This is a genomic window from Rhodococcus sp. Z13, from assembly GCF_025837095.1.
Taxonomy (GTDB): Bacteria; Actinomycetota; Actinomycetes; order Mycobacteriales; family Mycobacteriaceae; genus Rhodococcus; species Rhodococcus sacchari.
This window is the reverse complement of the sequence record NZ_CP107551.1, coordinates 2,893,566-2,905,645: the sequence shown is the minus strand read 5'-3', so window position 1 is coordinate 2,905,645 and position 12,080 is coordinate 2,893,566. Positions and strand designations below refer to the sequence as shown.

Annotated in this window: 8 protein-coding genes; 6 read left to right on the top strand and 2 right to left on the bottom strand. The window is 68.6% G+C overall.

Translation table 11 applies throughout. From position 1 onward, the window contains the following. Positions 1–35 precede the first annotated feature (35 nt). On the top strand, positions 36–2,141 hold the full coding sequence (ligA, locus tag OED52_RS13240) for an NAD-dependent DNA ligase LigA (RefSeq protein WP_264151332.1): 2,106 nt from the start codon (positions 36–38) through the stop codon (positions 2,139–2,141). A 4-nt stretch (positions 2,142–2,145) separates the two neighbouring features. On the opposite strand, the gene OED52_RS13235 is transcribed toward ligA, so the two are convergent. Continuing rightward, entirely contained in the window at positions 2,146–2,790 is a 645-nt protein-coding gene (locus OED52_RS13235; protein WP_264151331.1) for a hypothetical protein, read from the bottom strand. A 355-nt stretch (positions 2,791–3,145) separates the two neighbouring features. Between OED52_RS13235 and OED52_RS13230 the strand changes: the two genes are divergently transcribed. The 5 genes from OED52_RS13230 (at position 3,146) to OED52_RS13210 (ending at position 11,169) form a co-directional block, all read left to right on the top strand. Next, positions 3,146–3,991 (top strand): hypothetical protein, encoded by an 846-nt coding sequence (locus OED52_RS13230; RefSeq protein WP_264151330.1) that lies wholly within the window; start codon positions 3,146–3,148, stop codon positions 3,989–3,991. A gap of 3 nt (positions 3,992–3,994) precedes the next feature. After that, positions 3,995–5,896 (top strand): YhgE/Pip domain-containing protein, encoded by a 1,902-nt coding sequence (locus tag OED52_RS13225; RefSeq protein ID WP_264151329.1) that lies wholly within the window; start codon positions 3,995–3,997, stop codon positions 5,894–5,896. 59 nt (positions 5,897–5,955) lie between these two features. Continuing rightward, the gene (locus OED52_RS13220) at positions 5,956–7,347 is read left to right on the top strand and encodes a glutamate decarboxylase (RefSeq protein ID WP_413247663.1); all 1,392 of its coding nucleotides are present in this window, start codon (positions 5,956–5,958) and stop codon (positions 7,345–7,347) included. Between the two features lie 245 nt (positions 7,348–7,592). Then, complete coding sequence (locus OED52_RS13215) at positions 7,593–8,423, top strand: transposase family protein (RefSeq protein WP_264150889.1); 831 nt, start codon at positions 7,593–7,595, stop codon at positions 8,421–8,423. A gap of 250 nt (positions 8,424–8,673) precedes the next feature. Beyond that, on the top strand, positions 8,674–11,169 hold the full coding sequence (locus OED52_RS13210) for a helix-turn-helix transcriptional regulator (protein ID WP_264151327.1): 2,496 nt from the start codon (positions 8,674–8,676) through the stop codon (positions 11,167–11,169). A gap of 75 nt (positions 11,170–11,244) precedes the next feature. Here OED52_RS13210 and OED52_RS13205 read toward each other — a convergent pair whose 3' ends face one another. Beyond that, positions 11,245–11,895, bottom strand: a complete 651-nt coding sequence (locus OED52_RS13205) for an ACT domain-containing protein (protein WP_264151326.1) — start codon at positions 11,893–11,895, stop codon at positions 11,245–11,247. Between the last annotated feature and the right edge of the window lie 185 nt (positions 11,896–12,080).

Sequence of the window (12,080 nt, the reverse complement as noted above, 5' to 3'; positions counted from 1 at the left end):
AACCCGGTCGGTGCTCTCGACTAGGCTTTCGGCCTGTGAGTGAACCGACGGACGCACCCATCACAGCTCCTCCGGAGGCGCGCGAGCGCTGGCAGGAACTGGCCGAACAGGTGCGAGAGCACCAGTTCCGCTATTACGTGCGGGACGCGCCGATCATCTCGGACGGCGAGTTCGACGCCCTTTTCAACGAACTGCAGGCGCTCGAGGAGCAGTACACGGAACTGCGCACGCCGGACTCACCCACCCAGCTCGTCGGTGGCGGCTTCTCCACCGAGTTCGCCGCGGTCGAACACCTCGAACGCATGCTCAGCCTCGACAACGTCTTCGACGAGGACGAACTGCGCGCCTGGCTCGCCCGCGCCGAGACCGAGACGGGCACCCACCCCGACTATCTGTGCGAGGTCAAGATCGACGGGGTCGCCCTGAGCCTCGTCTACGAGAACGGCCGGCTCGTGCGCGCCGCGACCCGCGGCGACGGTCGCACCGGCGAGGACGTCACCCTCAACGCCCGCACCATCGACGACGTCCCCGAACGACTCACCGGCAGCGACGAGTTCCCCGTACCCGACCTGCTCGAGGTCCGCGGCGAGGTCTTCTTCCGGCTCGAGGACTTCCAGGCCCTCAACGCCGGCCTCGTCGCGGAGGGCAAGCCGCCCTTCGCCAACCCCCGCAACTCCGCGGCGGGATCGCTGCGTCAGAAGAACCCCGCCGTCACCGCCCGCCGGCGCCTGCGGATGTACTGCCACGGCTACGGCCGGATGGAGGGTTTCGAGGCCCGGTCGCAGTCCGAGGCCTACGCGGCCTTCGCCGTCTGGGGCCTGCCCGTCTCCCCGCACACCACCGTGGTGCGCGGCGCCGACGCCGTCATCGAGCGGATGCGTTACTGGGGCGAGCATCGGCACGACATCGAGCACGAGATCGACGGGCTCGTCGTCAAGATCGACGACATGGGCCTGCACCGCCGCCTCGGCGCCACCTCGCGGGCACCGCGCTGGGCCATCGCCTACAAGTACCCACCCGAGGAGGTCACCACCAAGCTCCTCGACATCCGGGTCAGTGTCGGGCGTACCGGCCGCGTCACCCCCTTCGCCTACATGGAACCGGTCACCGTCGCCGGCTCGACGGTCTCGCTCGCGACACTGCACAACGCGTCCGAGGTGGCGCGCAAGGGCGTGCTGATCGGTGACACCGTCGTCATCCGCAAGGCGGGCGACGTCATCCCCGAGGTGCTCGGGCCGGTCGTCGACCTCCGCGACGGCTCCGAGCGCGAGTTCGTCATGCCCGCCGAGTGCCCCGAGTGCGGAACGCCGCTCGCACCGGCCAAGGAGGGCGACGTCGATCTGCGCTGCCCCAACTCGCGGTCGTGCCCCGGCCAGCTGCGTGAGCGGGTCTTCCACGTCGCCGGCCGCGGGGCGTTCGACATCGAGGCGCTCGGTTACGAGGCCGCCACGGCGCTGCTCGAGGGGAAGGCCATCGCCGACGAGGGCGACCTGTTCTCCCTGACGAAGGAGGACCTCGAGCGTCTCGCCTTCTTCCGCACAACCAAGGGGGTGCTGTCGAAGAACGGCGAGCGGTTGCTGCAGAACCTCGACAAGGCCAAGGAGCAGCCGCTGTGGCGGGTGCTCGTGGCGCTGTCGATCCGGCACGTCGGCCCCACCGCCGCGCGGGCCCTGGCCGTCGAGTTCGGCAGCCTCGACCGGATCCGCTCGGCGTCCGTCGAGGAACTCGCCGCCGTCGAGGGCGTGGGACCCACCATCGCCGCGGCGGTCGTCGACTGGTTCACCGTCGACTGGCACGTCGCGATCGTCGACAAGTGGGCCGCGGCGGGTGTGCGGATGCAGGACGAGCGCGACGAGTCGATCCCGCGCACCCTCGAGGGCCTGTCGATCGTGGTCACCGGCACCCTCGCCGGTTTCTCCCGCGACCAGGCGAAGGAGGCCGTCCTCGCGCGGGGCGGCAAGGCGGCGGGGTCGGTGTCGAAGAAGACGGCCTTCGTCGTGGTCGGCGACAATCCGGGTTCCAAGGCCGACAAGGCCGCCGATCTCGGGGTGCCCGTCCTGGACGAGGACGGTTTCCGCATCCTGCTGGACGAGGGACCGGACGCCGCGCGCGCCCATCTGGGACTCGATCCCGCGGAGTGACCGGTCAGGACGCCTTCGCGGTCTTCTCCTCCTCCTGGGCGTCGCTCCGACCCAGGAACACCGCGGCCGCGACGAGGAAGCAGATCGCGCCGACGAAGGTGCCGTAGTTGGCGAGGCTCGGGTCGAGGGTGTTGCCGTCGTCGAGGACGAACGCGCCGACGGCGGACACACCGAAGGCGATCGACCCGAGCATGTTCAGCCAGCCGCTGATCCAGTCCTTCGAGCGGGGTTCCCAGTGCGAACCGGAACGCCAGAGCACCATGCAGGCGATCGCGCTCGACACGAGGAAGCACAGGGACCCCTCGACGTTGGGATTCCACACCAGGTGCATCTCGCCCTTGACGGTGTGCGCGTGCAGTGCCGCCCCGGTGCTCACGTTGAACAGCAGGGTGCCGATGAACTGGATGAGCGAGGCGAGCCAGTCCGCACGGATCGCGGGGTTGCCCTGATCGGAGACGGTGGCCGGCCCACTCAGCATCAGCTGGACGAACGCGGCCCCGGTGAAGAACCAGGAGCCGACGAAGAAGGACGTGTTGGCGCCGGCGGTTCCGAGAAACGTCGCGATCACGGGGGCCGACCCGAGTGCGAAAAGTGCGGCCCCGATGACGAATCCCCAGGACTGCATTCGCAGTGTCGGGTGGATGAGCATGCGCGGAGTGTAAAACACGATCCCGGAAAATACCGGATATGACGGAAAAACTCTCCATCCGGGTAGTTGTTCCGAACCGTCGCTGACGCAAACGATCTCGAATTGTCGTCACCTCGGGTGAAACCGGGGGGTGAATTCGAGTGCTTCCTCCGGTGGGAGTCGGATGCATTCCGTCCGGACCGATAACGTCCCATTTCATGACGGAGACTCCGGAGTGCATTCATCACCTTCCGTTCCGCGGCGGCGGCAGTAACGCTGTCGTCGTTTCCGCCGAGAATCCGTGGGTGACCGGAATGCGCGCCCCCGCGCACTCCGACGGAGTCGTTCCGGCCACGAGGAACCGCAAGGACGGTCGGTGAACAGATACGGACAACACAGTGACGCGGAGGCGTGGGACGAACTCGAGGACTCCCTCGCCGCCGACGGAGAACACACTCCGGTCGACGTCCAGGACGTCGGCACCCAGCGCTTCGAAGCGCCCGTCGTGGAGCCCGCCTCCGCGCACCGGGTGCCGGGAACGCTGGTCTCCGCCCGGGGTATCGAAGTACACGGCCCGTGGGGGCCCGTGTTCGGGCCCCTCGATCTCGACATCGATGCGGGTGGTGTGACGGTGGTGGCCGCGCCGGCCGGCGCCGCGCGGACCGCACTGCTCATGGCCCTGTGCGGCCGCATGCGCCTGAACAAGGGGACGCTGACCGTCCTCGGCGAGAGCCGGCCGCAGAAGATCATCGCCAACTCGGCGATCGCGTGCATGAACGAACTCGACGAGGTGCGCCCGTCGGTCACCGTCCGGGATCTCGTCACCGAGCAGAAACGGTGGGATTCCCCCTGGTACAAGTTGGTTCCGCGGGTTCGGGAGGACGGCGTCGCGGAGATGTGCGAGGAGATCTTCGGCGAGGTGCCGCTGCCGCCGCTCGAGGCCTTCGTCGACGACCTGCCCGAGATCCAGCAGTTGCTGCTGCGGATCTCCGTGGCGAACACCCGGCGTCCCCCGCTGCTGGTGGTGGGCCGCATCGACAAGATCGCCGACGACGTCGAGCGCGAGACCCTGCTCCGGCGCCTCGTCGATCTCGGCCGCAACCAGTCGGTGCTCATCGGCGACGTCAATCCCGTCGATCCCGCGCTCGGGGTGCGCGCCGTGGTGGACATGCAGGATCTGCTCGGACCCGGTGACATCGGCGTCCTGACGAAGAGGAAGTGACAGGTGCTCGCAGGCATCTCGCTCGGTAGCGATTCGAAGCGCTACTTCCGCGGCACCATGCCGCGCATCGCGATCGTGACGATCGTTCTCATGCCGTTGCTGTACGGCGCCATGTACCTGTGGGCGTTCTGGAATCCCTTCGGTGCGGTGAACAAGATCCCCGCTGCGATCGTCAACAACGACATCGGTGTCTCGGCGACGGGGGAGCGGGTCGACGCCGGCGACCAGGTCGTCAAGTCGCTCATCGCCTCCGGCCAGCTCGATCTCGAGGAGGTCTCCGAGGACGACGCCGTCGCGGGTCTGGCCGACGGGAAGTACTACTACACGATCACCATCCCGGAGAACTTCACCGCGGCGGTGGAATCACCCAACGGTGACAACCCCGAGAAGGCGAACCTGGTGTTCACCTTCAACGACGCGAACAACTACCTCGCCACGATCATCGGGCAGGACGCGTCCGAGCAGGTCATCAACCAGGTGAACTCCACGATCGGCGCTCAGGGCGTCGGCACGGTGCTCACCGGCCTCGAGTCCGCCGGATCGGGTCTGAAGCAGGCCGCCGACGGAGCCGAGCAGCTCGCCTCGGGTGCCGAGGAGCTGGCGACCAACATGGTCACGGCGCGTGACGGCTCGGCCCAGCTCGCCGCCGGCGCGAACGAGCTCGCCACCGCGATCGACGGCGTGACCGGCCCGCTGCTGCAGGCCCTCGACAGTGGCACCCTCTCCGGCGTCGCGGCGCAGGCGACGGAACTGCGGTCCTCGCTCGAGGCCCTCGAGTCCCGTGTGCCCGCATCCACTCAGTCCCGGGTGAACGATGCCGTCCAGCAGGTCGTCGACATCCTCGGCCGTAGCTCGGACCCGGTGGTCCAGCAGGCGATCGCCGCACTGACCCCGCTGACCACCCAGCAGGTGGAAGCGGACGCCGAGGCGCTGCGCGCGGAGATCGTCAGCCTGCGCTCCGATGCCCAGCAGCTCGAATACCAGCTCGTCGACCCGAACAGCCCGGTGCAGAGGGCGCTGGCGATGCTGACGAGCGGGGGCCTCGCCGGTGAGGTGAACCAGCTCCGCAGCGGCGTCGACGAACTGAACTCGGGGGCGAGCCAGCTGAGTTCGGGTCTAGTCCAGCTCACCGACGGCAGCTTCCAGCTCGTGGACGGCGCGCAGGAACTCGCCCAGGCCCTGAGCGAGGGCGCCGGCCAGGTGCCCAGCTGGACCGACGCGCAGCGCACCGCGACGGCCGAGACCCTCTCGACTCCCGTTGCGCTGCAGCAGGACTACACGAACGAGGCACCGACCTTCGGTACCGGTTTCGCGCCGTTCTTCCTGTCGCTCGCCCTGTTCGTCGGCGGCATCATCACCTGGATGCTGCTCACCCCGCTGCAGTCGCGGCCCACGGTCGCCAACCTCGGTGCCTTCCGCACGGTCCTCGCCTCGTACTGGCCGGCCCTGCTCGTGGGCATCCTGCAGGTGGTCGTGATGTACACCGTCGTGCACTTCGGTGTCGGCCTCGACGTCAAGCACGTGCTGGGCACGATCCTGTTCCTGATGCTGATCTCGGCGACCTATCTCGCCATGATCCAGGCCTTCAACGCGGTCTTCGGCGTCGCGGTGGGCCGTGTGGTCACCCTGGCGTTCCTGATGCTGCAGCTCGTCTCCGCCGGCGGCATCTACCCGGTCCCGACCACGGCCAAGCCGTTCCAGTACATCCATCCGTTCGACCCGATGACCTACACGGTCAACGGTCTGCGGCAGCTCACGGTGGCCGAGCACATCGACTCCCGGTTGTGGATCGCAATCGCCGTTCTCGGCGGCGTCCTGCTCGTATCGTTGTCGCTGAGTGCCATGTCGGTCCGCCGCAATCGCCGCTACACGATGGAGAGGCTGTACCCGCCGATCGAGGTGTGAGAGCCGCCCGCCCGTATGTCCCCGATGTCCACCGGATCGACGAGTGTTCGATGCGGGAAATGGAGGAAACCATGTCAGAGTCCAATGCTCCAGCCGAGACACTCGCACCCGCCTTCACCGGCAGGCTCGGTACCGAACCGATTCCTGCTCTGCGGCTTCCCAAATCGGAGACCGACCCGGAGGCGACCTACCAGTTCATCCACGACGAGCTGATGCTCGACGGCAGCTCGCGCCTGAACCTGGCGACCTTCGTCACCACGTGGATGGATCCGCAGGCGGGCCGTCTCATGGCCGAGACGTTCGACAAGAACATGATCGACAAGGACGAGTACCCGGCGACGGCGGAGATCGAGACCCGCTGCGTCAACATGGTCGCGGCCCTGTTCAACGCCGAGGACCTCGACCCGGCCGATCCGTCCTCGGCCACCGGCGTCTCGACGATCGGTTCGTCCGAAGCCGTCATGCTGGGCGGTCTCGCGCTCAAGTGGCGCTGGCGTGAGGCTCGCAGGGCCGCCGGCAAGGACGCGTCGAAGCCGAACCTGGTGCTGGGCAGCAACGTACAGGTCGTGTGGGAGAAGTTCTGCCGCTACTTCGACGTCGAGCCGAAGTACCTGCCGATGGAGCCCGGCCGCTATGTGATCACCCCCGAGCAGGTCCGGGAAGCGGTCGACGAGAACACCATCGGTGTCGTCGCGATCCTCGGCACCACCTTCACCGGTGAGCTCGAGCCGGTCGCGGAGATCGCCGCGGCGCTCGACGAGCTCGCCGCCTCCGGTGGTCCCGACGTCCCGCTGCACGTCGACGCCGCCTCCGGGGGCTTCGTGGTGCCCTTCCTCCATCCGGACCTCGAGTGGGACTTCCGGGTACCGCGGGTCGTGTCGATCAACGTCAGCGGTCACAAGTACGGCATGACCTATCCGGGTATCGGTTTCGTCGTCTGGCGGTCGAAGGAGCACCTGCCCGAGGATCTGGTCTTCCGGGTCAACTATCTCGGTGGCGACATGCCGACGTTCACCCTGAACTTCTCGCGACCGGGTAACCAGGTCATCGGCCAGTACTACAACTTCATCCGGCTCGGCGTCGCCGGCTACACCCAGATCATGGAGACACTGCGCGACACGGCCCTCATGCTGTCGAAGCAGATCGCCGCGATCGAGAACATGGAGATCATCACCGACGGTTCCGCCATTCCGGTCATCTCCTTCCAGGTGTCGGGAGATCCCGGCTTCACGGTGTTCGACATCTCCCACGAACTGCGGGCCCGCGGTTTCCAGGTGCCGGCCTACACGATGCCGGCCGACGCGGAGGACGTCGCGGTGCTGCGCATCGTGCTCCGCGAGGGCTTCAGCCGCGATCTCGCCTACAAGCTCGGTGAGGCCATCGCCGACGTGGTCGGTTACCTCCGCAAGGGTGTCGGTCGGGGTCACTCCGACACGGCGTTCGCGCACTAGAACGCACCGGCCGGCGGTACCGCTCCCCTGGGGGCGGTACCGCGCCGGAATTCACGCCGATGTCGTGAACGGAAGCGGGGAGAGAAGCTCTGCGAGCTTTTCTCCCCATTCTGTTGTGCCGACAGTGAGGTCTTCTCAGTAAGTTGATCTTGGCCGAGCGGTGCGATACCCGAATCACGAAGAGACGCAGAGCCCCTGGTAGGACTGGATTTGCGAAGACCAAGTCCAAGAACCAGAGGCTCCACGTGATCACCTATTCTGCCACGCTCGACGTCCCACGCCCTCTCGCCCAGCACCTCGCCGCATTGCTGCAGGTCAACCGTCGTGAACGCGGCAGCCGCCGCGGACGCCGCGCCCTGACTCCCTTCCGCCACGCGGTCCTCGTACTGCGCTGGTTCCGACAGGACACCCCACTGACCGCACTGGCCCACGACGCCGGCATCTCCATCGCCACCGGCTACCGGTACCTGCACGAAGGCATCGACGTTCTCGCCGCGCAAGCTCCGGACCTGGCCGACGTGCTCAGCGACCGACTCGCCGCGGGACGGACGCACGTGATCCTCGACGGCACGCTGATCCCCACCGACCGGGTCCGTGAGACCACGATCGGAACGAAGGGCACCCCGGTCCACCGGTGGTACTCCGGTAAACACCGCCGATTCGGTGCGAACGTCCAGTTCATCGCGACCGCGGACGGATTCCCGTTGTGGGTGTCGGAATCGCTGCCGGGCAGCACCCACGATCTGACCGCGGCCCGCGCACACGGAATTACGGGCGCGTTGTACGCCGCCGCAGCTCAGGGTCTGCTCACCCTCGCGGACCAGGGTTATCAGGGGGTGGGCATCGGTATCCACACGCCCACGAAGGCTCCTGCCGACGGCAACACTCTCGACGCCGACACCGCCTGCCGCAACACGCTGCTGACCAGTCTGCGGTGCCTCGGCGAACGTGCCGCCGCATTGCTCACCACCCGATGGAAGGCACTCGCCAGGATCACCCTGTGCCCCAAAAGAATCGGTTCCATCGTCAAAGCGGCGCTCGTTCTCACCCAATTCGAGCATGCAGGACGCTACTGAGAAAACCTCAGTACGAGAGGCACGACGAATCACGCCGGAGAAATTCTTTTCGTCCGATGCGTGAAGTTCGGGAATTGCGTGTGAGAACCACAATTTCTCCGAAGCGCTGGTAAAGTCTGTCCAAGATCAACGGATTCCGTGTCGGGGGCGGTTCCGTCCCTAGGTCGAGAGGGAATCGAACGTGCCGGGAACACTGCCCCTGTTTCGTCGCCGTTTGTTCTCACTTCTTTCACAACGAACCGAATCTGTGATGATCCACGGCGGTCGGTTCTCGGGCAAGACGACCCTCGTCCGGACGTGGCTGGCCACCGATCCGTGCCCCGACCTGGTGCCGGTCTTCGTCCCCGAACCCGCATCCGACACCGCGACCGGGGCCTACTGGGCCGGGGTGCTGTCGGCGGCGTGCACCTCTCTGGGAATCGCCGAGCCCGTGGCGGGGGACGACCCGTTCGAGACATTGTGCGCACTGCTGCGCCGGAACCCCCGCCCCGTGCTCCTCGCCCTCGACGGAGTGCAGTCGGTCGACGGGATCGAGGAGCGGGCCCAGCGTCTGCTGCAGCTCGGGACCGGGATGCGGCTCGTGGTGACGAGCCGGAACCGCGACGTCCGGGGCGCCCGGCCGGACTGCGGCCCCGGATGGACGGAGATCGGCACCGACTCCCTGGCCTTCACGGTGGACGAGACCGCGGCGCTGTGCCGGGTGTTCGGGGTCCCTCGCGACGAACGCACCGCCGAGTGGATCACCCGCCGGACCGACGGCCTGCCCGCCCTGGTCGCCGCGGTGTGCGCGGCCCTGCGCGCCGAGGAACCCCAACGCGCCTACGACACCGAGGCCCTCGACGAACTCGTCGACAAGGCGATCGACCTGCTCGTCACGCGCCTGGTCGCCGCCGAGCCCGCGCTGGCACGGTCGTGCCGCGCGGTTCTCGTCTCCGCGACACCGGAGCGTCTGACGACCGGTTCGCTCGCCGCTCTGCCCCAGGTCCCCGACGCCGACCGATTCGTCGACACCCTGGTCGCGGAGGGCCTGCTCGACACGGCCCCGGATGGCCCGCTCGACACGGCCCCGGGGGGTTCGGCCGGCACCGCGGACGAGGAACACGCCTGGCGCTACCCGGAGGTCGTGCGCGCCTCCCTGCTGAGGGTCGCGGCCGCCGATCATCCGGAGGACCTGCAGCAGGCGCGCGCCGCGCTCGTCGAGTACTGGCTGCAGCGCTCCCGACCGGACATCGCCCTGCGGCACGTCGTAGAGCACGGCGACTGGCAGCGCGCCCTCGGGATCGTCGCGCAGCACTGGACCACGCTGTACGCCGACGGTTCGCTCCGCTCCCTCGGCCCGGTGCTGCTCGACCTGATCCCGAAGGAGATCGCGGCGGGCGACCCGACCACGGCGTCGCTGCGCACGCTCGTCCCGGCAACGGGCGTGCGGGACGGATCCGGGACGCACCTCCCCGGGCTCGACGAGGACGCCGCCGCGGCGATCCCGCTTCCCGCCTCCTTCGAGTTCCCCCAGCCGTTCGAGACGGTCCTGCGGCTCGGCGCGCTGCGGATGCGGGGCGAGTACGACCGGGCGATGGACCTGTGCGACACCATGATCGACGAATCACTGCCGGATCTCGACGGGGTCGACGAGACGATCCGGCACGCCCACGCCCTGAAGTTCCTCAACTTCGGCACCGTCTACATGCTCGGCGGCCGCGCCGGGGACGCCCTGCGGATGCTGCGGTTCGCCCACTCCGCCGGGGCGGGCATCTACGTCCGCCGGGAGGCCGCCGGCAAACTCGCCCTCCTCGACGCCGTCCGGGGGCAGGCCCACGAGGCCGTCCGCTGGGTGGAGGAGGAGCGACGGTACCCGCCGATCCTGGGCGAGGCCGAGGCTGCCGTGCGTACGGCAGCGCTGGTCGCCACCGCGCTCGTGGCCGTCGACCGGCTCGACGCCGACACCGCCTTCGACGCCCTCGCCGAACTCGGTGCTCCCTCCGACAAGGAGGAACTGTGGGCGGCGGTCCTCTACGCGCGGGGGCGGCAGGCACTGCTGGCCGGGGTCCCCGCGGACGGCCTGCTGTACATCGACTCGGAGCTGCCGCGGTTCGAGCACCGCCGTACCGGGATCGCGTCGGTGCTGATCGACGCCGTCCGCGCCGATCTGTACCTCGCGCTCGGCCAGGCCGCCCCGGCCCGCGAGATCCTGAAGAACTCGACGCATCCGCTCACCGCCCCGACCCGGGCCAGGCTGCTCCTGCTCGTCGGGGATCCGGGTGGTGCGGAGGCGATCGTGCACCGCGACGACATCGATCTGGAACGCTGCCCGGCCGTGTGCGCGGAACTCGCGCTCATCGGCTCGGTCGCGGCGCTGCGGCTCGGCCGTCGCACCGAGGCCCGGCGGCACCTCCAGCGCGCGGTCGTGCTGTCGCGGCACAGCGGCGTCACCCGGCCGTTCGTCACGCTGCCACCCTCCGCGGTGCGCGACGTCCTGTCGCTGGGGGTGGACCTTCCGCTGGACCTCGAGGAGGCCGTCGCCGAGTACGGCTCCTTCCGGGAGATCCGGCCCGCCGTGCGCCTCACCCGGAGGGAACGTGCCGTTCTCGACGCGCTGCTCGAGGGCGGGAGCCCGGCGAGCATCGCGAAGCAGCAGTACGTCAGCCTCAACACGGTCAAGACCCAGTTGCGGTCGCTGTACCGGAAACTCGGCGTGCACTCCCGCGAGGAGGCCATCGCCATGGCGGGCCGCCTCGTCGTGGAATGAGGCGTCGCGTGCAGTGAGGGCCCTTCCCGGAGAAAGGGCCCTGCCGGAGCCGAGTGCCCGGCTCGGGGTGCGTGCTCAGCTCAGAACGGAGCCGACGATGCCGGCGAAGTAACCGACGCGGGCGATCTCGGACGGCCGGAACTCCGGGCCGCCCGGGCGCCCGAGGACGAGCACCCGCTCCGGGGAGCCGAGGGGAGCGGCGGCGAGCATCGTGTCCATGTCGCGCCACAGCTGCGGCACCCAGTCGGCCTCGTGGTCGAGGAGGGTGGGCTTGTCGAGCGGCATCCACGGCACACCCGCCAGATGGGTCTCCGGCGAACCCGGGCTGCCCACGATGCGGAAGATGCCGTTCGGGCCGACGCCGAGCACCGTCGCCCAGCCGACCCGCAGCACGCGCGGGGCCCCGTCGACGAGGATCTGGAGGCGCTCGTCGCGGGCCGCGGCGATCTGGTCGATCAGTTCGAGTTCGCGGTGGGTGTCGAGGATCCCGGCGTACGGGCGGATGGAGTCGACCGTGACACCGGGCAGGGCCTCGGCGGCGGTGAGGAGCGTGTCGGGCAGCTTCCCGGGCTCCACGTCGACGACGAGGTCGTCGATCGCGAAGTCCTGGCCGCGCTCGACGACGTCGAGCGACAGGATGTCGGCGCCCACCGAGCCGAGCGCGACGGCCAGCGAGCCGAGGCTACCGGGACGATCGGGGAGCCTGACACGCAAGAGATACGACACGTGAGTCCTTTCCGAGTCGGTTTCGTGCCATCGATGCCGCCCGGAACCGGATCGACGGCACGTGATCCGCCGGCATCGGCATGCCGGCCCCAGGGCCCGTGTCGACCTCTGGCAGACCATATCCTCGCATCCCACCGGTCACCCCAGGGACGGTGCGATGTCGAAAATACGACGAGCCCCCCGAA